Raw genomic sequence first — 23,049 nt, forward strand, 5'->3', positions numbered from 1 at the left:
TGGTAAGCCAGTTAAATTAGCTGCAGACAAAAGTAGAGTGCACCCAAGTCGTATGCTGCTATCTCGTTAGCAACGCTTTGCTTGAAACCGACTTCGTCTGCAGTCCAGTCGTAATCGGCGGGTAGCACCAAAGCAAAACGGACCACCAACGCATAGATTAAATCCAGTGTCACATGCTGGTCAAGGTACAGGCCGTCAAGTAATTGCAGGTAGGCCGTGTTGCCGCCCGGAAGCAACAGACAATCGCCCCATAGTGGACAGTATACCTCATTGCCCTTTCTAAAGTAAAGCGACAGTGACCCAATTGTTTTTCCAGACGAGGAAAGTGCCTCGATGGCAGCCCGGATATCGCGTGGCTTCCAGCATATCTCGTCCGGCCGTATAGGATCGAAATAAGCCCTTTGCAACGATTCCGGATCAAGAAAGCTATACCTTACCATCTACCCTTAATCCTTTTAGCAATTCAACCATCAACCATTTAACAATTCAACTACCACTTCTTAAAAACGAAGAAGACCGCCAGCAGGATGAAGACGAAGCCGACGATGTAGTTCCACTTGACTTCCTCTTTCAGGTATAGCACCGAGAAGCCCACAAACACCACGAGCGTGATCACCTCCTGTATGGTCTTGAGCTGAAAGGCGGTGAACTGTCCGTGGCCGATCCGGTTGGCCGGCACCTGAAACATATACTCGAAAAAAGCGATGAACCAGCTGATCAGGATGACCTTCCAGAGCACCGTGTCTTTGAACTTGAGGTGACCGTACCAGGCAAAGGTCATGAAGATGTTGGAGATAAGGAGGAGGAGGATCGTTTTCATGCCCGAAATTTAACACAAGGCGACCTGATGGCAACGTAAAATTTCGGCAACCTTCACAATGTCCTAGCAGTATGATCGTTTACAACACGATGCAATGCCTGACTGAGCTATGAAAAAAACGGGGTCGGCCTGCGTGCCGCTCCTAAGGGCGAGGAAGAATAGTTGCGGGTGAAAGCTCCGGCACTTTTTTGCCAATATAATTTGCATTCGAAATAAGCAGAAAGACCGTCTCCAGAAGAGGCGGTCTTTTTGTGTTTTTATGGGATAAGTGTTTGTGAAACAGGCACTAATGATGGTATTATTTTGTTTAAAAAGAGGCACCTGTGGCGCGGGCAGGGTACTACTTGGCAAGTGCGCGGCAATTGGCGCAAATACTGCTCCAAAAGCATAGATAAAACGAAATAAATTGGTAATTTTACCTATTCAATCTACCCAATGACACACATGAGTGAAGTAGAAGAAAAAAAATTGCAAAACAATTATTCAGCAGATAGTATTCAGGTACTGGAAGGACTGGAAGCCGTGCGCAAGCGTCCTGCCATGTACATCGGTGACATCGGTATAAAAGGCCTGCACCACCTGGTGTGGGAGGTGGTGGACAACTCCATTGACGAGGCCCTGGCCGGTCATTGCGACACGATCAATGTGACCATCAACACAGACAACTCCATTACGGTTTCGGACAACGGCCGTGGTATACCAACCGACTTTCACCAGAAAGAAGGCCGCTCTGCCTTGGAGGTGGTGATGACCGTGCTGCACGCCGGCGGTAAGTTCGATAAGGACACCTATAAAGTATCCGGTGGTTTGCACGGCGTGGGCGTGTCCTGCGTGAACGCACTCTCTACTGACATGCACGTAACCGTTCACCGCGGTGGAAAGGTGTTTGAGCAGCACTACAACATCGGTATACCAGCCTACCCGGTGCGTGAGATCGGCACAACCGACAAAACCGGTACTACCGTGCAGTTCAAGCCGGACGCCTCGATCTTTACGACCACAGAGTATAAGTACGACACCATTGCCAGCCGTCTGCGCGAGCTCTCTTTCCTGAACAAGGGCATCCACATCAATCTGACGGACCTGCGTGAAACTGGCGAAGACGGACAGCCGCTTTCTGATGCGTTCTATTCAGAGGGTGGTTTGAAAGAATTCGTCGCCTACCTGGATGAGACGCGCGAGAACCTGATTCCGGAGCCGATCTACGTGGAGAGCGAGAAGAACGGTGTGCCTGTGGAGATTGCATTGCAGTACAACACGTCGTATACCGAGAACATCTTCTCGTATGTGAACAACATCAACACCATAGAGGGCGGTACGCACGTGGGTGGTTTCCGCCGTGCCCTTACCCGTACCCTGAAGGCCTATGCCGACAAGTCAGGTATGCTGGACAAGGTGAAGATAGAAATTGCCGGTGATGACTTCCGCGAAGGCCTGACAGCCGTTATTTCGGTGAAAGTGGCTGAGCCGCAGTTCGAGGGCCAGACGAAGACCAAACTGGGTAACTCCGACGTGGGTGGCGCTGTGGACGTGGCCGTGGGCGAAATGCTGAACGAGTTCCTGGAGGAAAACCCGAAGGAAGCCCGCATCATTGTGCAGAAAGTGATCCTGGCCGCCCAAGCCCGTAACGCAGCCCGCAAGGCCCGCGAAATGGTGCAGCGTAAGAACGTGCTCTCTAGCACCAGCTTGCCCGGTAAACTGGCCGACTGCTCTGATAATAACCCGGAAAACTGCGAGATATACCTGGTAGAAGGGGACTCTGCGGGCGGATCTGCCAAGCAGGGCCGTAACCGTATGTTCCAGGCCATCCTGCCGCTTCGAGGAAAGATCCTGAACGTGGAGAAGGCGCAGGAGCACCGCATCTACGAAAGCGACGAGATCAAGAACATGATCACGGCGCTGGGTGTGAGCTTCGGAACTTCAGAAGGCGAAAAGGCGCTGAACCTGGAGAAGCTGCGCTACCACCGCATCATCATCATGACGGACGCCGACGTGGACGGATCGCACATCCGTACCCTGATCCTGACATTCTTCTTCCGCTACATGCGTGAGCTGATCGAGCGAGGCTACATCTACATTGCATTGCCGCCGCTATACCTGGTGAAGAAAGGCAAAGAAGAGCGCTACTGCTGGAGTGAGCAGGACCGTATCGACGCCATTGCTGATCTTGGGAAGGGCAAGGATGAAAGCGTAGGTGTGCAGCGTTACAAAGGTCTGGGTGAAATGAACCCGGAGCAGCTCTGGAACACCACCATGGACCCCGAAACCCGCAGCCTGAAGCAGGTGACGATCGAGTCAGCCGCCGAGGCCGACCACCTGTTCTCGATGCTGATGGGCGACGAGGTAGGCCCTCGCCGCGACTTCATCGAGCGCAACGCCAAGTACGCCCGCGTAGACGTGTAAATTCGAATTGATTAAGTTATACCTGAAAGCGGCTGTTTCTGAAAAGAGACAGTCGCTTTTTTTATGAGCCTATGAAAGGTATAGGAGAATTTGTATATTGATTGGATAAGAGCTGTGAGAGGAATTTGCTTCTGGTAAGGTAGGAGTACTCCACACATAATGCAGATAGTAGGAGTAGGTGCTCCTGCTAGCAGGTAGTTGTGGGTAATTAAAATTATGAATAAAAGGTATGGGATTTGAGAGTAAAATTTACTTCAGCAATAATGCTCAAATTCAAAAAGGGATTCAGCAAATTTTAGAAAATCAAAAGAGCTTCTATAAAAAAGAGATTTGCGACGGCAACTTAAATTTTGAGTTTCGAGAAAATAAAACATCAGAAGGAATGCCTGATATAACGGCTATCATTGAAGAAAATGGACTTTACATTTGCCAATACGTGACTTCAAAAACGTGGGATGGAGTAAATGAAATTACATCTTTCTTAAAAAAGCATGAAATTGATTTTAGATTAGAAGAAATATAAATACCCATAACCACACCTAAACTTTAGCTTCGCCACAGTTTAGCCCAGTACGTTACCTCCGATCTATACATGAAACCTTGTCAACATTTGTAAATGAAAATAGGGCAAAAATTTAATCAGTTGACTTTAGAAGAATATTTCTTCTACATCGACAACCACATAAAATATAAAGACTTCAATACTCTTGGCCTATACCGGTCAATTGTAGAAAATGAGAAATTAGGCCTTCAGGATAAAATTGCAGTGCGTGAATATGCCCATAAAGCATTTAAGAAAACATTCGATTTTCTACAACTGAAAGACCCGAGCGTGTTTGTTAAAGTTTCGACTTTAGGCCTGGAACTGACAAAAGGTGACGAAGCAAAGATTTGGGACGAGGTTCGAAAAAATCAACAGAAGATACTAGCTGACAAAAAAATCAAGCATAGAAATTTTGGCACTTATTCAAAGCATGATTGCGGCTATGACGACTGCGTCTGGAATGGGTTAATGATACGACAAGGCTCTTGGTTTGCTGAAGGGAACATGCACTTTGAGAGCGACAAAAACGAATACCAGCAAAAACTCAAATCTGACAGACGGAAATCAGAAAGAAAAAAGGCAAAGCAAATCATCAGTCAGGAAATTGAAAACGAGTAAGGAGTCAGCAGGTAACAAGGTGTAGCCTCTGTGCTCGGCAACGCCACCCCCATCACTTGCGCAAACCCCAAAGCGGACCTAAACAACACAATCGACAAACCGTCTGACAAACAGAGCAGAAAATTGTATATTTGAACCAATGCCGAAAGCAACAGGATATATCAAACACATGAACCACATCTTACTGATGTCCCTCATGCTGTTTGCATTAAGTCCGTGTGTTGTAAAGGGGGGATGGTTTGGGTCGGTGAATGTGGAATACGCCAAATCACTCAACAAATCAAAGGCCACTACGCAGGCAAATTCCTGTCAATATTCCCGAATAACAGATCAGCTTACGTCGACCGTAAAGCAGGCAAAGATCAACAACCGAAAAGAGCCTGGTGGTTTTTCAGGTGATTGGTCTTTTGTAATTCGCGCCGATAAGGTATACGGCAAGTATTCGAAAACCTCTTCGGGCAGCAGCCCACCGAAATATATTTTATACAAACGTCTGAAACTGGATGTGGCATAATCTCTTTATGTCGATTCACATCAATTTTCACGTTTGATTAAAATATAGAATTCAATGAAACATCATGTTGATGGTTCGGCTCATCATGTGGCCGGACTTTTTACATTACCCTTGCGCTGGGTAATCGGCTGGACCTATTTTTCAGCTTTCTGGAGACGCCTGATTCTAGACAACAAACTTATTCCCGAAGAGGCAGGCTATATCGGAGAAAAATTCAATCACTTCCTTCCCAATGCTCTAGGTATAAAACCCATCATCGAATACCTGGTTTTAAACCCCGAAGCCCTGCAGATCTCCATGGTCACGTTCACAATTGTGGAGGCCATTGTCGGCTTATTCATCATTTTCGGGCTCTTTACACGACTAATGAGTGTAGGGGTGTTTTTCCTCGCCATGGGTATCCTGTTGGGCTCGGGTTGGCTTGGCACCACTTGCTTAGACGAGTGGCAAATCGGTGTGTTAGGAGTAGCAAGCGGATTCGTTTTGTTCCTTACTGGAAGCGGGCCGTACTCCCTGGATAATTATCTGATGAACAAGCAAGCTGCTTTCACCCATAAGAAATGGTTTGCGTTATTGGGTTCAGGGAATCTGCCCCTGAAAAACATGCGCCCCACAGTGCTACTAATGTCGGTATTTATCTTTGGGCTCACGCTATATACCAATCAGTACTTTCACGGCGGCGTGTTTGGCACACTTCATAACAAATCGGTAAGGCCAAAAGTCGAAATTTCAAATATTCATCAGAAGGGTTCCCAACTGACTTTTCAATTGTTCAGAGTGGAAGGGGCCGATGTATATGGCTCTTTTCTGATTGGAATTGAGGTGCTGGACGAAAACAATAAGGTAGTCAAATCCATCGGTCAGAATGAACTAGCTACATTTCAGGCAGAGAACATTAGAAATCACTATGTGGCGAAAATCAAACCGGGAAAACATAGTCTGATTTTACCGCTCGGAGCAAAAGCCGATCTGACCATAGATTTGGAAGATGTTCAGGTGAGGGAAAATTATTCCTTAAGGCTGATCGACATCAGCGGTATAGAATGGACAGCTGAAATATAAGGCTATTAGTTTAACAAGGTGAAGAAACAACGGCATCGGCTGCTTTTTTGAAGATAGCCGATGCCGTTGTTTTATGAGTCTACTATTGGCTGAGCAACACTAGCTGCCAGTGCTATACCTTAGTTCACGGGGCTTTCTGTAGGACTGCCATAAGATCAATAGCAACAATAGTACACCCCAGCAGCCTGCCAGTATCCAGGTACCGGCATCCTCTGAAGTTGAGGTCGTGGTGAAGAGTGCCCGGGTTGATTCGTAGGCGATGTTGGCGCCCCAGTGGATGCCGAAGGCCAGCCAGAGAGATTTGGTGATGAGGACCGCATAGGCGAGCACCAGACCCAATAACATAAGGTAGGAGAGGACTGCAGGACCATCTCCGAGCCGCCAGATGTGGTTCAGCACATAGACCACGGCGGAGAGCAATACCCAGTAAGCTGGCTTCATGTACTTTTGTAGGTGAGCGTAAAGGTAACCGCGCGTTAAAATATCCTCTGCTACAGATGGAACCGCGGTCATGAGCAAGAGCATGGGCAGTTGGCTGGCAAAAGCTACGATGGTTGAATTAGCCGTCATGCTTTCATACCCTAGTAAAACCGAGAGGTAAAATGACAGCACGAAGAATGCCAGCCCAAGCACTAGTCCTATTGTTAGGTGCCCCAGCCAGTTAGACGTGAGCCCCAAACCGTAGCCACCCAATCCACGCCAGCCCTGGGCTCTGGCCAGGAAAAAAGCAGCCACTAAAAAGCCGATCTTGAAGAGGGCCATTATCCAAAATGCAGAGAAAAACTCAGGGAAATGGTAGATGGCAAAAAGAAGGAAAAAGCCTGCAGCGACAGTGAGTGGATGGCGGTTGGGCATAGTTGGTGCTGAGAGCCATTAGGAGCCCTCAGAACGCAATGATAATTTAAAATACAGGCAGTTACAATGCGATCCGGGGCTTATTTTTCTAATTCTGAAATGTGTTTGTGATAAACGTTTCGAACTACTTGCTGCACGGACATACTGAAGCTCTCAATCAACAGAATCTACTCTTGGACTGTCTCGCTCAACTTCTCAAACACTTTTCCCATTTTATCGAGCACGGCCTGCTGCGTACCTAAGTTAAAATCCTGTTGTAGAGCGTTCGGCTGTCTGTAGCCCAAGTATACCTGGCCTTTTTCGTCTTCCCATACCAGCAGCTTGAGTGGCAGGTCCAGGCCTGCGCGCTGGTCGGCCTGCATGAGGTTGGTACCTACCAGCGGATTGCCGAAAATAAGCACATGGGTGGGTCGGAGCACCAGGCCATTGGCTGCGGCGGCTTTGGCATGGTCTACCTCCGCCACCAGGTTGATGCCCATATCTTTCAGGGCAGTTCGCAGCATGGTCAGCGTTTCTTCCATGCCGTAGCGGCTGGGTTTTGTGATCAGTTGATCTGCCTGTGTAGACTGTGCTATACCTGCGCAAGCGGTGCAGAGGAACAGGCAAAAGGCTAAAACGAGGTGCTTCATCTTTTTAAAATCTTAACCCAACGCGGGCGTCCAGAAAGTCAGCGACATGGCGATGCGCCTTCAGGTTGATGCCGTAGAACATGCGTCCGTCGGTATGGTATTCGAGGCCCCAGCGTTGGTACACCGGGTCGCGGGCCTTGTAGGGAGCGTATACGTATACCCCCAGCTGCTGATTAAACCGGAAACGCCCGATGCGCAACTCGTGCCCCACCAGTAGCGCGCCACGTTGAAAATTACGCCCTTCAGCATCATCCTCCAAGTATTTTCGCAAGGTATAGTCTGCTATCCACTCGGCCCCGCCGGTCAGGGCGCTGATGCGCCCGATGGGCTGACTCACATAGGCCGTTATACCTAGCAGCGGCAGTTTGCTCGAAGGCTCGTCGCGACGGTCTTTGCCAGTGCCGAAAAGAGCTACCAGAAAATGTCGCTTCTGCTGCTCCCGCATACCTGCCGAGGCTTGCCTTACTGGGAAGGTGGCGGGCCGTAAGGTATAGCTGAGCCCCAGTGTGGCTGAAGGAAAGTTGATACCCTTGTTCGGCTGTCGCAGGCCTCCATTTGAGATGTGCTTGTAAGTGCCGCCTGCCCGCAGCATCCAGCGCTCGCTCAGCCGGTAGTTGCCCAATAGGTTAATCTCGAGCGGGAAGCTGATGCGGGTGCTGTAAAAAAGATTGTCCGGGTTGGTGTCAGGGTCGTAGATATTGTCCATGTACGCCAGTCCGGCTCCGAAACGGAAGGACAGGCTGAAGCGACGGTGCGCCGACAGGAAAGGCTCTGCATACAAAAGCAAGGTATAGGCACTGCCCAGCACTTCCGGGTTATCGAAATTGTAGTAAGCCAGGGCTGCGCCCAGCCGGGGGTAGCCCTGCAGGTACTGCCAGGCGCGTTCGTTTGTAAAGTGCAGGCTCACATCCGCTTCTATTCCCCAGGGATTGGAGCCGGAAATGTCCCTGATGTCGCGGGAGTGTGGGATGATGAAGCCGGTGTGCCCGGTCAGGCCGATGTTGATGGCAGCCCGTGAAGAATCGCCCTGCCAGACAGCCCTTGCTAACACAGGCTTCCATAACATGGTTAGAACCAAGGCGAGGGCTGTTAAAAGACAGGTACGTAAGCGTTTCCCACAGTGCATCATCTTTCCATTTTGAAGCGCATCCTATTAGCCTCACTTTCCAACAAACTCGTTTGACAGGTGCAAACACTCAAACCAGCTCTTTTCAGGTATAGGATGCTTCTGTACGACTTCTCTCCAGTGCTCATTTTTATACCCGGTGCAGGCAGATTGGTTTGGTATTTCAGCTCTGAGCAGGGTGGAGGAGCGCGTTTTTGGAGTTAGGGGCTGCTTTTAGAAAACATTTGTGCAAGCTTTCGCCAAAACACATGACAAATTCACTTACAAAATTTATATTAGCAGTTGGGCGTTTTTATGGCAAAGTCCGTATACCTGCCTCTGTCCGGAAGTCCCTGCTCTCCGAGTAACCAAGTGGCTTTTTTAACATCTGAAAACATGCTGATCAACAAGGTCTCTGACCAGATAAAACGAAGTAAATACATCAGCCGCGACCTCAGCTGGCTGCGTTTCAACTACCGCGTGCTCGACCAGGCCCGCGACACGAGTCGCACTATTTTTGACCGACTCAAGTTCATGGCCATCACGGCTTCCAACCTCGACGAATTCTTTATGATCCGGGTGGGCAGTTTGTACAACTACATCGACTACGGCAAGGAGCGACTCGACTACTCGGGCCTGCGCGAACTGCCTTTCCGCAAAAAACTGCTCGACTACGCCCACCGCTTCGTCAACGACCAGTACCTCACGTTCAACAACGAACTGGCCGAACTCTTTGACAAAAATGGCTTCGATATCCTGAAAGTAGGCGACCTGACCGAGATTGAGCAGAAGAAGGTAGACAGCTATTTCAAAAACACGATTTACCCGCTGCTCACACCCATGGTGTTTGACAATTACCATGGCTTCCCGCTGCTCATGAACCAGTTGCTCACCTTTGGCGTGGTTACCCGCACCACCGAGGAGCAGAAGGCGCAGGACCGCGTGACGTTCGTGCAGATTCCGCAAAACCTGGCCCGCTTTTACGAGATCAACCGCAAGGACAAGATCATTTTTGTGCCGATCGAGGAAATCATCCGCTGGAAGATCAAAAAGCTTTTCCGCAACGTGGACATCGTTTCCGTCAACCTGTTTCGCATCACGCGCAACGGCGACTTCACGCTGGAGGAGTCGGACGACATTGAGGCAGACTTTGTGCAGGAGATCAAGTCGAAACTGAAGACGCGCAAGAAGGGCCGCGTGGTGCGCCTGGAGATCGAGCGCAACCCGTCTCAGTTTATGATGAAGATCCTGAAAGAGCGCTGGACCATCGACACTGCCAACGTGTTCACCATCACGAGCATGATCGACTTGCGCGGTCTGTGGCAGATCATCAACCACCGGCAGTTTAAGGATAAAGGATTCAAACAGCCTGCACCGGTAATTCCACTCAGTCTGCCAGCCGAGTCGGTGGATATGTTTGAGTATCTGAAGGAGCACGACGTGCTGTTGCACCACCCCTATAACAACATGGAGCCTGTGGTGCAGCTTTTGGAGCGTGCCGCCGAAGACCCTTATGTGCTGGGTATTAAACAGACGATCTACCGCCTGGCCGACCAGTCGCGGGTGACGGCAGCCCTGCTGAAAGCGGCTGAGAATGGCAAGCACGTGTCGGTGCTGTTTGAGGTGAAAGCGCGCTTCGACGAAGAGCGCAACCTGCGCGAAGGCGAGCGTTTAGAAAAGGCTGGTTGCTTTGTGATCTATGGCATCAGTAAATACAAGACGCACACCAAAATGCTCATGATCATCCGGAAGGAGGGGGAGAAGGTGACGCGCTACGTGCACATTGGTAGCGGCAATTACAATGAACAGACCGCCCGTCTCTATACCGACGTGAGCCTGCTGACAACCAACGACGTGTATGCTCACGACGTGTCGGAGTTTTTCAACGTTATCACCGGCCACTCCAGGCCGAACGAATATAAGTACCTGCTCACCTCGCCCAAGGCCATGCGGCAGCAGCTGATCGAATTGATCCGGAACGAGGCGCGCAATGCCAAGAAAGGCCTGAAGAGCGGCATCGTGATCAAGATCAACTCGTTGGAAGACAAGGAGGTGATTGACGAGTTCTATAAGGCATCCAAGGCAGGCGTTCCGATCAAGCTGATTGTGCGCGGCATCTGCTGTCTGCGACCAGGGCGGGAGGATTTGAGTGAGAATATAACGGTGAAGTCGATCGTGGGCGAGTACCTGGAGCACAGCCGCATTTTCTATTTCCACAACAACGGCGACTCGAAGGTATACGGCGGCAGCGCCGACATCATGGTGCGCAGCTTCGACCGCCGCATCGAGGCGCTGTTCCTGATCGTGAACGAAGAACTGAAGAAAGAGGCCATCAACATCCTCTACTACAACCTGCTCGACAATCAGAACTCCTACATCATGCGCGAAGACGGCACCTACGCCCGCAAAAAACCAGCCACAAACGAAGAGATCGTAGACGTGCACAAGCTCTTCTATAGGAAAGTTTTTGAGGAAACAGCCCAGGAAGTAGAGCTGGTGTAACGTTCTTCTGACAGCCCCTCCTGATTGAAGGAGGGGGCTGTTTTTTTGGAGTCTTTAATAAGGAATTGAACTAATCGAATGACGATTGAAAAGACCTCGCAGCGTTAATAGACCTTCAAGTATTCGACAGATCGGTGATGATTCAGCAGGTATAGTTTGTCTGAATCTTTATATAGGGCCCCTACCCCAAGGATTTGCAGGATTTAGGGATTGCCAGAATTCCGGTGCACGATTGACACACCCCTCCCCCGCTCTAGAGGGGAATCTGGTTGTTACCGATTGACAGGTATAAGCTTCGTAGCTTCTGTTTTGCTCTAAATGGTCCAACTACCCCTAACCCCTCCTTATCTAAGGCAGGGAGCTTGGAGTTACTAGATCAGAGGTATAAGCCCTGTAGTTTAAGTATCCCTTTGCACGATTTACACCCCTCTTCGCTCCCCTCAAGGGGAGAATTTGGCCACTACGCCAGGTATAAGCACTGTAATTTTCGGCACTGTCACACATCATTGGCAGGTATAGCAAGACTAACTAGCCCCTGAAGCTATGAAACGTATAGCTTTGCCATGTGCACAAGCGACGATTTTTTGTTTGAGCGGTCAGCGAGTTCAAAATCGTCTTGATTTTTTTGCCTACTTTTTTCATCAAGGAAAAAAGTAGGTGCCCGCCGCACAGGCGAAGCTATAAAACAAATTAGCTTAAAGTTTAAGAAGGCTGAAAATACGCTAGGTATAGGTATAGCTATACCTTCAGTAATACCTATACCTGGGCTAGTCGCTCGGGCCTAGAAAGGCAGCCCGCCGGTAAGGCGAAAACTACCGACTAATCTGACTGATCACAAATCGCTCCTGATGATGCTGCTCATACAAAGCATGGATCATCCCGTCTTTCAAACCGACAGCCGGCACCAGCATACTCTCCAGCTTCGCCCACTTCATGGCAGAGAGGTATATCTCAGCGGCGGGGAGGATGACGTCGGCGCGGTCGGGGTTGAGGAGGAGCTCGGTGATACGCTGCTCCATGGTCATGGCCGCTATACCTTGGGTAATCTCTTCGATCTGCTTCCGGAAAATCGGCTTGCCCACCGCCTTGCCCGACATATCGAAAATCTTGTTGATGTTGCCGCCCGTGCCAATGGCGCGTGTGAGGTGGTACTTCTTGGCATTCTCTTCAATCCACACTCGCATGCTGTTCCAAAGCTCCTGCGAGTCCACGCCGTGCATGTGGCGAATAGAGCCCTGCTCGAACGATTGCGAGGCCATTTTCTCGCGGTTCACATAGATGTTGAATTCCGTGCTGCCGCCACCCACGTCAATGTGCAGGTAATTGCGCTCGTCCAGGAAGTTCACGATGACCTTGTTGATCAGATCGGCTTCCGCTACCCCGTCAATCACCTGGATGTTCATCCCGATGGCCTGGTGCACGCGGTCCAGGATTTCTGGTGCGTTTTCGGATGTTCGCATGGCCGATGTGGCGCACACCATGTAGTGGTCCACGTCGTGTACGTCGAGCAGCAGTTGGAAGGCGTGAAGGAGCTTAATGAATTTCTGAATTTTGTACTCGCTGATAAAGCCGTTGCTGAAAACGTCCTCGCCAAATCGGATGGCGTAGCGGATGTATTCTATTCGTTTAAAAATAACGTTTCCATTCTGATTCAGGACGCTGGAGATCTGGCACCTCACGGCATTCGAACCGATATCAATAGCAGCTAACTTCAAATATAATCTGTTTTAAGAGCGTAGAACATGCTTTTATAAGCCAAATATAGGTATAAATGCTGTACGCATAAATGCTCGGAACCACTAAAATAAGGCAACCTGAAAACAAATTTACTCCGCAGTCTGCACCCACCCGAGTCGGCCGTCCGGCTGGCGCACCAGGTCAAAGGCACCGTCGACGGCTAGCACAGGTATAGCGGCTCCCGCTGGCAGGCTGTCCATTTGCGCGGCATCCGGGTGTGCTGCATCCAGCAGCGGGCATTCCTGTTTTAGTTTTTTAACCGCAATCGGTTTGGCTATACCTTCTACCAGAGAACTGCTGATGAAGGCTTCGGACTGGTCGGGCAAGCGCACACGGAACCAGCTGTCTGCAGCACCCACCACCTGCAGCGGCGTGTTTTTGCTGAGGGAGGTATGCAGTGCGGCTTTAGCCGATGGTTCTACTCGAACATTAGCCATTTTAGACGATACCCTTACCCAGTTGCCGATGTGGGCGGCATTCACTTTTACGGCAGGTATAGGCGCTGCGGACTGATGGACATAGGGGTAGGGATTAGTTGCGCCACGCCCATAGCGATAGATGCCAAAATGCAGGTGCGGCCCCGTGCCTTTCGCGTTCCCGGTGTTACCGACTAATCCCAAAGTATCGCCTACACTCACGCGCTGCCCGGCTGAAACCAGCTGTTGGTCGAGGTGGGCGTAGTACAGGTTCTGGCCGCGGTTGAGGTCCGAAAGCCAGATGACTTTGCCGCCGCGTGGCGTCTCGTTCACGCGCGACACCACCCCGTCGACCGAAGCGATGACGGGCGTGCCACGGGGCGCGAAGATGTCGATACCTTCATGGCTGCGGGCGCCTGCATCGCGCGGGTCGCCCCAGATGCTGGCGATGTGCCGGCTCGATTTGCCAGGTATAGGAAATGCCAGTGTGGGTTGTGCCTGTATGGTGATGGTATAGGTGCCGCCCCGCAATAATTCAGGCTGAATGCGCAGCAGGTGGGCCATGTCCTCGTCCACCACATAGGTCATGGTAGTGGCCGTAGAGTCGGCGGAGGCAATGTGCTTCGGGGCGGCGGCAGGGTCGCTACCCATTTCGAACAGATCCATAAACACCTGCATGGTCTGGCGGGCTTTTAGCTCCAGGCTCACCACCAGCTGCTCCCCGCGTTTGGCCTCTACTTGGTAACCCAGCGCCCGTGGTTTGTCAGCCGGGAAATAGCCTGTTTCCTTAAAAGGGAGCGTGACAGGTATAGGATCTTGCAAAGCCGACTGGCCAGCCGCCATCCAATCCTGCCCCACGGCGGTCTCGTCGAGTTTGGCTGATTTCAGGGAAGAGACATAAGCCTCGTAAGGCGTCTCTTTTTTGAAAACACCACGCAGCGTTTCCCGGCTTCCGCAGCCTGAGAGGAACAGGGTAATCAGTAAAATGTATAAGAAAGGAGAGGGGTTTATCGTCTTCCTGTGCATGCTTGTTTTCGTTTCCGGGTTACAAAGGTGTACTCCTTTCTATACAAATTTGATACCCGGTTTGATTCCTTTCGCTTGGTATAGAATGATTTAGGTGCAGGGTTGGACCTTTAGGCCAAAACAGAACAGTGTAGGTGCGGTCACGTAAAAAACAATTGTACCAATAAGTTGGATTGTGAGAACGAACGTCAGAAAGAAAAGCATCAAGGAACGGTGGCGCTACCGCCGCAAAAAAGTGGGCAAGCGCCTGCTGCCGCTCTTCGCGCCGCTCATCCTATCACCCTCCGCCTCTATGAGTGCCGGCAAGTTTGTATCGATTGACAAAAAAGCGAAAGCTGATGTGACGGCACTCTCCGTCGTGCGCTTCGAGCAGGTCTCCTTTGACTTGTATACCCAGATGAACCTGGGCGCTGAGGGCTTGAGCTACAGTGCGTTCAACAACGCGCTGATGGGCTACTACGGCATGTACAACGAGGGGCGTCTGTCTGACAAAGGCATCCTGACAGTGGTGGATTTCACGAAACCGTCTAACGAAAAAAGACTTTGGGTACTTGACCTCATCAACCGGGAGGTGCTGTACAACACCTACGTGGCGCACGGCCGTAACTCCGGCGAGGTACAGGCGCAGGAGTTCTCCAACGAACACAAATCGTTTATGAGCAGCGTAGGCTTTTATGTGACGGATGACATCTACCACGGCAAGCACGGAAAATCGCTGCGCCTCGATGGCCTGGACGAAGGCTATAATTCCAATGCCCGGGACCGTTCCGTGGTGATGCACGGAGCCGAGTATGCGACGGAAGATTTCATGAACAAATACGGACGACTGGGCCGCAGTCTGGGTTGTCCGGCTGTGCCGCTCGGCGAGCATGAAAGCATCATTGATTCCATCACAGGCAAGACGGCGCTATACATCCACTCCGGCGACGAAGCTTATACCTCGCACTACTTGGATAATGCCAATGCCATGGCCGGTTACTTGGCCAGCACGCAGCCTAATCCACTGCCTCCTGCGGAGTTTTCCATTTAATGCCACAGCCTATACCTGGCTTCTGGTTTGCGGCAACCGGCTGACCGGTCAGCAGGGCATCCAGTGCCTGGCGCAGGTCACGACCAGTTACGGGTACGTCGTTTTTGGGCCGCGCCTCATCAAACTGCCCGTGGTAGGCCAAACGCATGTTCCGGTCAAACACATAGAACTCAGGCGTGCAAACGGCCTGGTAAGTGCGGGCCACCTGCTGGGTCTGGTCGTAGAGGTATGGGAAAGGAAAGCCCATCTCCTCTGCCAGTTCGCGCATCTGCCCCGGTCCGTCCTGCGGGTAATGTGTGGCGTCGTTGGGGCTGATACCGACAAAACCCACACCCAGTTGCTGATATTCCCTTGCCACCTGCACCAGGTCGTCGAGGATGTGCCGCACGTAGGGGCAGTGGTTGCAGAGGAACATGATCACCGTGGCTTTGTTCGAAGCGACATCCTGCAGCGAAACTAGCTGATTGGAGACCGTGTCGAGCAGGGCGAAGTTGGGTGCTACAGTGCCCAGTGGTAATGCAGTGGAAGCTAATGGCATAAGGCAGTAGATTAAGGTGAGAGGATCTTCCGGGCTATACCTGAAAGGTGAATCAATGTAAGATTTTTGTGAGAAATAAAAAAGGAAATCTGCAGCAACATCGTAGCGGCAGATTTCCTTTTTTATCGATCCCTTGAATCCCTGGTAAGGGCAAAGTAGATCACATAGAACCAGCTGAGTATCCCGTGCAGGATAGCCCAGAGGATGGACTGATTGCGCGACCACGAAGCCACTACGGCAATAACGCTGCCCAAACCCACGCCTTTTTCGATAACGGTGGTTTGGTTTACCTCTGTGGTATCACCAATTTGCGCCATCAAGGGGGTAACGCATACCAAAAGAAAAACTAAACTCAGGTAAGTTTTCTATTCATTTTCAAGCGTGGGGTTAGTTCAAGCAATATTGCACTAACAATATACACAGGAAAATGAATAGTTAACTACCTGCCGTACAATTCCACTTTTTGCCGCAGTTTCTTAGCTGCCGCCTTGTTAAACAACCCGGGCTCCAAGCGCCATTGCCAGTTGCCGTTGGCGGTGGAAGGCTTGTTCATGATTGCTTCCTTGCCCAGCCCCAGCACATCCTGTAGAGGCAATACCACCAGCTGCGCCACCGACATATAGGCCAAACGTCCCATTGCTTCATGGGCGTCCTGTTTCGTTAGTGGCTGCCCGCTGTAGTCGGCCAGTCGCTTGCGGTCTTCCTTGCTGGCGTCCGATTCGTACCAGGCCCGCACGGTGCTGTTGTCGTGCGTGCCGGTATACACAATGGAGTGCAGCACATGATGGTGCGGCGCGTACATGCTCTGCGGAAGATCCTCGCCAAAGGCAAAGAGCAGCACCCGCATACCGGGCAGGTCGAACTGGCTCATCAGGTCACGCACCGGCTGGTCGATCTCTCCCAAATCTTCGGCAATGATAGGCATGTCCGGAAACCTCTTTTTGACAACCGTGAGCAGTTCAGCGCCTGGCGTTTTCACCCACTTGCCGTTGATCGCGGTTTTTTCATCTGCCGGCACTTCCCAATAAGCTGAGAAAGCCCGGAAATGGTCGAGGCGCAGCAGACCGAAGAGCTCCAGGTTGTGGGCAATGCGCTGCAGCCACCAGTCAAAATCTTGCTTTTCCAGTGCTTCCCAGTCAAAGACCGGCGTGCCCCAGAGTTGCCCGGTTTCGCTGAAGTAGTCGGGCGGCACACCCGATACGGCGGTCGGCATACCGGCCCGGTCGAGTTTGAAAATATGCGGGTGCGCCCACACGTCGGAGCTGTCGTGGCTTACATAAAAAGGCATGTCGCCGATAAAAGTGATCCCTTTGGAGGTGCAGTAATCTTTGAGTGCCTCCCACTGCCGGTAGAAGAGGAACTGCAGAAAAGCCTCCCGCTCGATTTCGCCGGCCAGCTCAGCGGTCAGCGCTTCCATGGCATGCTGTTGCCGGGTCTTTACTTTTTCGGGCCACTCGTTCCAGGGCTTGCGGTCATAATAGTGTTTAAAAGCCACAAACCAGGTGAAGTCTGGCAACCACGCCTGATGTCTTTCCTGAAAACGAATAAATTCCCCCTTCAGCATACCTGCCTGCCCATCCTTAAAGTTATCGTAAGCCTGCCGCAGGAGCTTCACTTTGTAGTCTGCCACCAGCGGGTAATCCACTTTGGCGTCGTCAAAATCGTGTCCGGGTCTGATGTCCTTTTTCGAGAGCAGCCCGTCCTCCACCAGCTTCTCCAGGCTAATGAGCAAGGGGTTGCCGGCGAAGGCGGAGTGACTGCTGTAGGGGGAGTTGCCCGAGCCGATTTCGGTCGGGTTGAGCGGCAGGATCTGCCAATAGCGCTGCCCGGCCTCGGCCAGCAGGTCGGCAAACTTGTAGGCCTCCGGTCCCAGGTCGCCAATGCCGTAGGCCGATGGGAGGGAGGTGATGTGGAGCAGGATGCCGCTACTTCGTTTGGGTATGATCATCGCTTCGTGGAGGTTAAGAGTGCAACAGGGAAAGAGTGAAAGATTTCGGACAAAGGTATAGCCAGCCCAGCCTGTATGCGCTGGCCGCTAAACGAGTGCTGCCATACCTGTGGGGCTTCGGGAGGAAGGATTACCGTTGTATCGCCCCATACCTGTTCGCCCAGCGGCAACTCGCTTTCCGAAATAAGGCTGGTGAGCAGGCGTGGCACCACAACGAGACACCAGTCGTTTTCGTGGTGCCTTGCAAAGGCCATGGCATTCCGGCTGTGTGCACCTTTCAGCTGGAGCGGAATGTAAGTACCCCTGTCAAACAGCGCTTTTTGTTCCTTGCGCAACCGGAGCACCTGGTGCAACAGGTATAGCTTGACCCGTGCGTCGGTGGGTGATGAGAGCAACTCCTGCAGCAATTCCTCGGACTGTTCTGCCGTTTTTATTTCCTGCAGAAACTGTTGCCTCAACTCGTAGTCCACGGGGCGTCGGTTGTCGGGGTCTACGAGGCTGAAGTCCCAGAGCTCGCAGCCCTGGTACACATCGGGTACGCCCGGGCAAGTGGTTTTAAGGAGCGTCTGGCAAAGCGAGTAAATCCAGCCAAAGTGCGCCGCTTTCCGGAAAAAGGGGAGGAAGGAGGCCATGAATCCCTCGTCTTCCTGCAGCAGTTTTTTCACCAGGTCCTTTGTCGCCGTTTCGTATTCCTCGTTCGGCTCGGACCAGTTGGTGTTCGTCTTGGCTTCGCGGAAGGCCTTCACCAGATACTCCTGTACCCGCTCCACCAGTGTGTCGTCCACCTGCCCATCGATCGGCATCACACCCAGCAGGGTTTGCAGGATAAAGTAAAGGTCATTTGCCGTCGGACTGTTCTGCTGGCTGTGCTGACGGGCCAGTTGCAGCCACTCCTGCGCGTTTTTCTCCCACTCATCCGGCAACTCGCTCAACACCTGCAGGCGCATGCGGGAGCCCTCGCCGCGTTTGGTGTCGTGCGTGGCGGTGGCGTTGATGGAGTGCGGATAGGTCTGCATGCGGTAGGCCATGCGCTCGTGGAAGTCGCGGCGGTCGAGGTTGAACACGTCCGGGCTGTTGCCCACTTCGTTGAGCGCCAGCAGGCGGTTGTAGTTGTAGAAGGTGGTGTCCTCTACGCCCTTGGCGGCCAGCGGCCCCGTGAACTGCTGACTGCGCATCACAAAGTAGAGCTTGTTCCGTTTTTGCTCTTCACTGTCCTGCTGCCCTGACTCAAACAAGGTGCGCAGGTGCTCCAGCTCGGCTTTCACATTAGGTGCTTTTTCATGGGCAATGGCAAAGGCTTTGTCCACCACCTCCAGGGCGGCAGCGGGCAACGGGAAGGTATGGCCGTAGATGCGGTACACCGGGAAAGAGGCCAGCAGTGTGGCCAGTGCATGGTGCCAGTTGTTGCCTTCCGAAGTAGTAGGCAGTAGCTCGCTGTCGCGCAGCAGTCGCAGCAGGTTTTGCAGCTCGCCCTGCATGTAGTTCTGCAGTATGAGCAGCTTCTTCTCGTACACGAGTTTTTCGTAGTCGAGCGGGGCTTCGGGTACGAGGCGGCGGTATACCTGCGTCAGTTTGCGTTCGCCCTCGGCGTCGGTATAGAGGTTGCTCACCCAGGCCAGAAAATCATAGCCGCTGTTGCCCTGTATCGGCCAGTAGTCGGGCATGTTTTCCTCACCTTCCAAAATCTTCTCCACCACCAGGTATACCTGCTCACCGGCCAATTCGCGCAGTTGCGTCAGGTACTTGTCCGGGTCGAAGAGGCCGTCGACGTGGTCCACCCGCAGGCCCTGCACCAGTTGCCGCATGCAGAGCTCTTTGATGAACTGGTGGTAATGCGCAAACACTTCCTCCCGCTCCATGGCCGTGCAGATGAGGTCGTTGACGGTGAAGAATCGGCGGTAATTAATCTGCTTTTCCGTTTCCTGCCAGTGCGTAAGGACATAGTATTGTTGCCCCAGTAGCTCCTTTAATGCAGACTCGTCTTCGTTTATAACTTGCAGCTCGTTGGCTATACCTTGCGTTAATTCAGATTGGGCCTGCGTTGTCTTATAGAGCGCCTGTTTCGCCTGCTCCCACTCGTTCGGGTCGATTCTGTCCTGCGCCATCAGTTGCTCCAGCTTTTGCACCTGCTCTGCCAGCTGCGTTTTGGCACTGCCTGCCGTGAGTTTTTCCGCAACACGCTCCAGCAGGAAGGTATAACTGTTGATGCTGACCGGGTATACATTGTCGAAATAATTGAGCCGGAAGCCATGTTCGTCGAACGTGATGTTGATCTGCCCCTGTTTGAGTACATCCTCCAACGGCTCACCCAGAAAGGGCACCATCAGCTGGCCTTTAAAGTCAGGATGGCTGAAGTTGACGTCGAAGAAGGTATAGTAGCGGGATTTTTGTCCTTTCTCCAGCACGTCCATCAGCCAGGCGTTTTTCGGATGGAAGGCCATGTGGTTGGGCACGATGTCCTGCAGCCAGCCCATGCCGTGCGCTTTCAGTTCGTCGGCAATTTCCTGTAGCTCTTCCATGGTGCCCACCTCAGGGTTAAGCTGGTGCGGGTCCGTGACGTCGTAGCCATGCTCGCTTCCGGGACGGGCCGTAAAAAATGGAGCGGCATAGATCGTGCTGATGCCCAGGTCCCGCAGATAGGGAAGTATGTTTTTGAGATCCCGCAAGGTAAACTTTGGCGAGAGCTGCACTCTGTAGGTAGAGGAAGGTATGTAGACCATGTTGTTTTCTTAGTTTAGCTGTAGAGCGAAAGGTTCTTGTGTCGGCAAGTTAAAGCTTGAGGTTCAGGCTCTCGTACAGGTCTTTGAAATGCCTGCACCAGGCATCATCCTCCGTGCTTTTTCCGTCCTGATTTTTGCATCTGGCTTCGTAGGTGGTCTGGTGCATCCGGTAGGCGATGTTCTGCGACTGCCAGTATTGGGGCTGCAGCTTCGAGCCATTGATGACTGTCAGGAGCTCGGTCAGGTAGAGCATGTGCTCCGTATCGTTAGGGTGCTCCTCCAGGTAGCGCATAGCCTTCTCCACGTGTGCGGTGGCGGCATAATTCACGGCATCTTCGTCCAGTTTCACGCCCATGCGCTCCACCTCTTTCAGCAGTTTGAGCACAGTGTCCACATCCACCCATTCTGCCTTTAGCGCTTCAAGCAGACGACCCGTTACGATGTAGTCCACCGTGATTTGCAGCGGGCGGGGCAGCTTCATGTCGACGCTTTTGATGGCAGCCATGAGCGGATAGTTGTTGTCGTATACCTGTTGGAAGTCATGCTCCAGTGCCCGCAGCGTTTGCCCCATCACCTGGTCCAGTATCTTTTTCTGATCGTCGCGGAACAGATGCCAGAACGAGTAGTTGTGCGATTCGAAGTGCTTGTCGAGCAGCATGATCACCTCGGTGATCTTGCCCTTTTCGAAAGCGGTGCTGAGTTCGTGATGCAGCGCGGCAAAGGCATCGGCACTCACGTATTTGCGCACACCCCCGAACAACTGGTGATCGCCGATGTGCAGCACGGCAAACGACACGTCGGCTTCCTCCCAGGTGATGGTTGAGCGAATGTGGGCTTTGCCGATGGCCAGTCGCTGCCGGCCTGCCTCCAGCAGCTCGTAATACTCCGAATTGGCTTTGTAGCTGTAGAGTGGTAGTTCCTCCGGCGTGTCGGTAAAGAGGGACGACACAGCGTAGTGGGCGCCAACGCGGAGCAGGTCCAGTTGGGTAGGCTGCACAATCTTGTAGTAGGCTTTGGAAGCGTCGCCGTATTCCTTGTTATTGCTTTTGGCCCGTCTCAGGAAGTCCACAAAAGTTGTTTCGTAGTCTTCGCCGCTCAGGTCTTTGGCCAGTTGCAGGGCGCGGGTGGCGTATAGGATGTCCTGCATGGTTTCGATTCCGGTCACTTCGTCGAAAAACCAGCCGCAACTCGTGTACATGAGCATGGCGTGGTACTGCATTTCGAGCAATTTCAGAAACCGGACCTGCTCTTCCTTGCTTAGGTCGCGGTCGCAATGCGCACGTATGAACTCCTGCACATGGGCCTCATTCCGGTCCATGATCACCTCGATGTAGTCGTTTCGGGTTTGCCAGGGATCCGCGCCCAGGTGTAGCATTTCCCGCTCGTAGAGGGGCTCCAGTTGGTCGCGCATCCAATCAAAGGCTTCTCGCACCGGCGCCCGCCAGGCCTGGTTCCAGTCATCGTGACCACCGGTATGGCAACCGCAGTCGCTCCGCCAGCGCTCCACACCGTGCATGCAGCTCCAGGAGGTGTTTTCGATGATCTCAGCTTCGTACTTAGGCGGATATAGTTCCAGGTACTCGCCGTAGATGGTGAGGTTGGCCAAATGTTCCTGCTCGATGTGGTGCAGGGCGTAGGAGAGGGCCATCTCGCCGAAGCGGTGGTGGTGGCCGTAGGTTTCGCCATCGGTGGCGATGTGCATCAGCTGCGGGGCTTCGTTATGCGCGTCGAAGGTGCTGGTGAGCCGGTGCGCGAATTTCTCACCGCTCTCCAACAGACCCTCAAAAGCAATGGCCTGCGACACGGGCGCATCATAAAAAAACAGCGCAATCGTGCGGCCCGAAGGCAGGGTACAGCGGTAAGGTCGTTTCGGATCAATCTTGGCGCCTGTCGCATCGTGCCATTCCCTATCGTCGATCTTGCGGTAGCGTTTGGCCTGATAGGGAGACAGGATTGTGAACTTGATCCCATGCTCGGCCAGCACTTCAAGCGTGGCTGTATTGGCAGCTGTTTCGCCCAGCCACATCCCCTCCGGGTCGCGGCCAAAGCGCTTCCGGAAGTCGTAAATACCCCAGATCACCTGCGTATGTTGGTCGCGCTTACTAGCCAACGGCATGATCATGTGGTTGTATACTTGCGCCAGCGCGGCACCATGCCCTGAGAAACGCCTCTGGCTCTCCTTGTCGGCATCCAGAATGGACTGGTAAATGTCAGGTGCTTTCTTCTCCATCCACTCGAGCAAAGTAGGGCCGAAGTTGAAGCTCATGCGGGCATAGTTATTCATAATGTCCACAATCTGGCCCTTGCCGTTTTGGATGCGGGAGGCCGTGTTGCGGGCGTAGCATTCGTCCGTAATGCGCTCGTTCCAATCGTGGTAGGGGTGCGCAGACTCCTGCAGCTCCACCTCGTTAAGCCAGGGGTTTTCGCGGGGCGGCTGGTAAAAGTGACCGTGAATGCAGATGTACTTGTTCATTTTTTTGACAAAAGACTGTTTGACAAAGGCCGAAAGACGTGAGGTATACCTGTTGGTGCCTTTGCTATACCTGATTCGTCTGGAAACTGCCCTCTTTTTTGCGTTTAAG

The 23,049-nt window shown here is 52.3% G+C and carries 19 protein-coding genes; 7 read left to right on the forward strand and 12 right to left on the reverse strand.

From position 1 onward, the window contains the following. Positions 1–11: 11 nt before the first annotated feature. On the reverse strand, positions 12–440 hold the full coding sequence (locus B0B12_RS00350) for a hypothetical protein (protein ID WP_139337740.1): 429 nt from the start codon (positions 438–440) through the stop codon (positions 12–14). A gap of 50 nt (positions 441–490) precedes the next feature. Next, complete coding sequence (locus B0B12_RS00355) at positions 491–820, reverse strand: DMT family protein (protein WP_076665542.1); 330 nt, start codon at positions 818–820, stop codon at positions 491–493. Positions 821–1,264: 444 nt separating this feature from the next. Between B0B12_RS00355 and gyrB the strand changes: the two genes are divergently transcribed. The 5 genes from gyrB to B0B12_RS00380 all read left to right on the forward strand — a co-directional run bounded on the left by gyrB (position 1,265) and on the right by B0B12_RS00380 (position 5,961). Then, a complete protein-coding gene (gene gyrB, locus B0B12_RS00360) occupies positions 1,265–3,223 on the forward strand; it encodes a DNA topoisomerase (ATP-hydrolyzing) subunit B (protein ID WP_076665543.1) in 1,959 nt (652 codons plus the stop codon). Positions 3,224–3,452: 229 nt separating this feature from the next. Further along, on the forward strand, positions 3,453–3,746 hold the full coding sequence (locus tag B0B12_RS00365) for a hypothetical protein (RefSeq protein WP_076665544.1): 294 nt from the start codon (positions 3,453–3,455) through the stop codon (positions 3,744–3,746). A gap of 93 nt (positions 3,747–3,839) precedes the next feature. Continuing rightward, the gene (locus B0B12_RS00370) at positions 3,840–4,385 is read left to right on the forward strand and encodes a hypothetical protein (RefSeq protein WP_076665545.1); all 546 of its coding nucleotides are present in this window, start codon (positions 3,840–3,842) and stop codon (positions 4,383–4,385) included. Between the two features lie 169 nt (positions 4,386–4,554). Further along, positions 4,555–4,899: a hypothetical protein gene (locus tag B0B12_RS00375; protein WP_139337741.1), complete on the forward strand. Its 345-nt coding sequence runs from the start codon at positions 4,555–4,557 to the stop codon at positions 4,897–4,899. 54 nt (positions 4,900–4,953) lie between these two features. After that, positions 4,954–5,961, forward strand: a complete 1,008-nt coding sequence (locus B0B12_RS00380; protein ID WP_076665547.1) for a TQO small subunit DoxD — start codon at positions 4,954–4,956, stop codon at positions 5,959–5,961. Positions 5,962–6,060: 99 nt separating this feature from the next. On the opposite strand, the gene B0B12_RS00385 is transcribed toward B0B12_RS00380, so the two are convergent. From B0B12_RS00385 to B0B12_RS00395, 3 genes are all read right to left on the reverse strand, one after another. After that, on the reverse strand, positions 6,061–6,816 hold the full coding sequence (locus B0B12_RS00385) for a CPBP family intramembrane glutamic endopeptidase (protein WP_076665548.1): 756 nt from the start codon (positions 6,814–6,816) through the stop codon (positions 6,061–6,063). A 167-nt stretch (positions 6,817–6,983) separates the two neighbouring features. After that, positions 6,984–7,445, reverse strand: a complete 462-nt coding sequence (locus B0B12_RS00390; protein WP_076665549.1) for a DUF302 domain-containing protein — start codon at positions 7,443–7,445, stop codon at positions 6,984–6,986. Positions 7,446–7,449: 4 nt separating this feature from the next. Further along, entirely contained in the window at positions 7,450–8,496 is a 1,047-nt protein-coding gene (locus B0B12_RS00395; protein WP_244554547.1) for an acyloxyacyl hydrolase, read from the reverse strand. 450 nt (positions 8,497–8,946) lie between these two features. Between B0B12_RS00395 and ppk1 the strand changes: the two genes are divergently transcribed. Next, positions 8,947–11,052, forward strand: a complete 2,106-nt coding sequence (gene ppk1 / locus B0B12_RS00400; RefSeq protein WP_076665551.1) for a polyphosphate kinase 1 — start codon at positions 8,947–8,949, stop codon at positions 11,050–11,052. A gap of 812 nt (positions 11,053–11,864) precedes the next feature. Here ppk1 and B0B12_RS00405 read toward each other — a convergent pair. Both B0B12_RS00405 and B0B12_RS00410 read right to left on the reverse strand, forming a co-directional pair. Then, complete coding sequence (locus tag B0B12_RS00405) at positions 11,865–12,767, reverse strand: Ppx/GppA phosphatase family protein (RefSeq protein WP_076665552.1); 903 nt, start codon at positions 12,765–12,767, stop codon at positions 11,865–11,867. A 111-nt stretch (positions 12,768–12,878) separates the two neighbouring features. After that, on the reverse strand, positions 12,879–14,231 hold the full coding sequence (locus B0B12_RS00410; protein ID WP_076665553.1) for a peptidoglycan DD-metalloendopeptidase family protein: 1,353 nt from the start codon (positions 14,229–14,231) through the stop codon (positions 12,879–12,881). Between the two features lie 175 nt (positions 14,232–14,406). Here B0B12_RS00410 and B0B12_RS00415 point away from each other — a divergent pair, with 175 nt between their 5' ends. Beyond that, on the forward strand, positions 14,407–15,261 hold the full coding sequence (locus tag B0B12_RS00415; RefSeq protein ID WP_244554548.1) for a murein L,D-transpeptidase catalytic domain family protein: 855 nt from the start codon (positions 14,407–14,409) through the stop codon (positions 15,259–15,261). Here B0B12_RS00415 and B0B12_RS00420 read toward each other — a convergent pair. From B0B12_RS00420 to B0B12_RS00440, 5 genes are all read right to left on the reverse strand, one after another. Beyond that, complete coding sequence (locus B0B12_RS00420) at positions 15,227–15,799, reverse strand: thioredoxin family protein (RefSeq protein ID WP_076665554.1); 573 nt, start codon at positions 15,797–15,799, stop codon at positions 15,227–15,229. The two genes, B0B12_RS00415 and B0B12_RS00420, sit on opposite strands and share 35 nt — an antisense overlap. A gap of 122 nt (positions 15,800–15,921) precedes the next feature. After that, positions 15,922–16,116, reverse strand: coding sequence for a hypothetical protein (locus tag B0B12_RS00425; protein ID WP_076665555.1), 195 nt, complete (start codon positions 16,114–16,116; stop codon positions 15,922–15,924). A gap of 122 nt (positions 16,117–16,238) precedes the next feature. Continuing rightward, a complete protein-coding gene (malQ, locus tag B0B12_RS00430; RefSeq protein WP_083704029.1) occupies positions 16,239–17,747 on the reverse strand; it encodes a 4-alpha-glucanotransferase in 1,509 nt (502 codons plus the stop codon). Next, positions 17,744–20,467: a malto-oligosyltrehalose synthase gene (treY, locus tag B0B12_RS00435; RefSeq protein WP_076665556.1), complete on the reverse strand. Its 2,724-nt coding sequence runs from the start codon at positions 20,465–20,467 to the stop codon at positions 17,744–17,746. Before treY ends, malQ begins: the two co-directional genes overlap by 4 nt. Positions 20,468–20,516: 49 nt before the next feature. After that, positions 20,517–22,940: a DUF3536 domain-containing protein gene (locus B0B12_RS00440; protein ID WP_076665557.1), complete on the reverse strand. Its 2,424-nt coding sequence runs from the start codon at positions 22,938–22,940 to the stop codon at positions 20,517–20,519. Positions 22,941–23,049: the final 109 nt, after the last annotated feature.

Source organism: Pontibacter indicus (assembly GCF_900156345.1).
Lineage (GTDB): Bacteria > Bacteroidota > Bacteroidia > Cytophagales > Hymenobacteraceae > Pontibacter > Pontibacter indicus.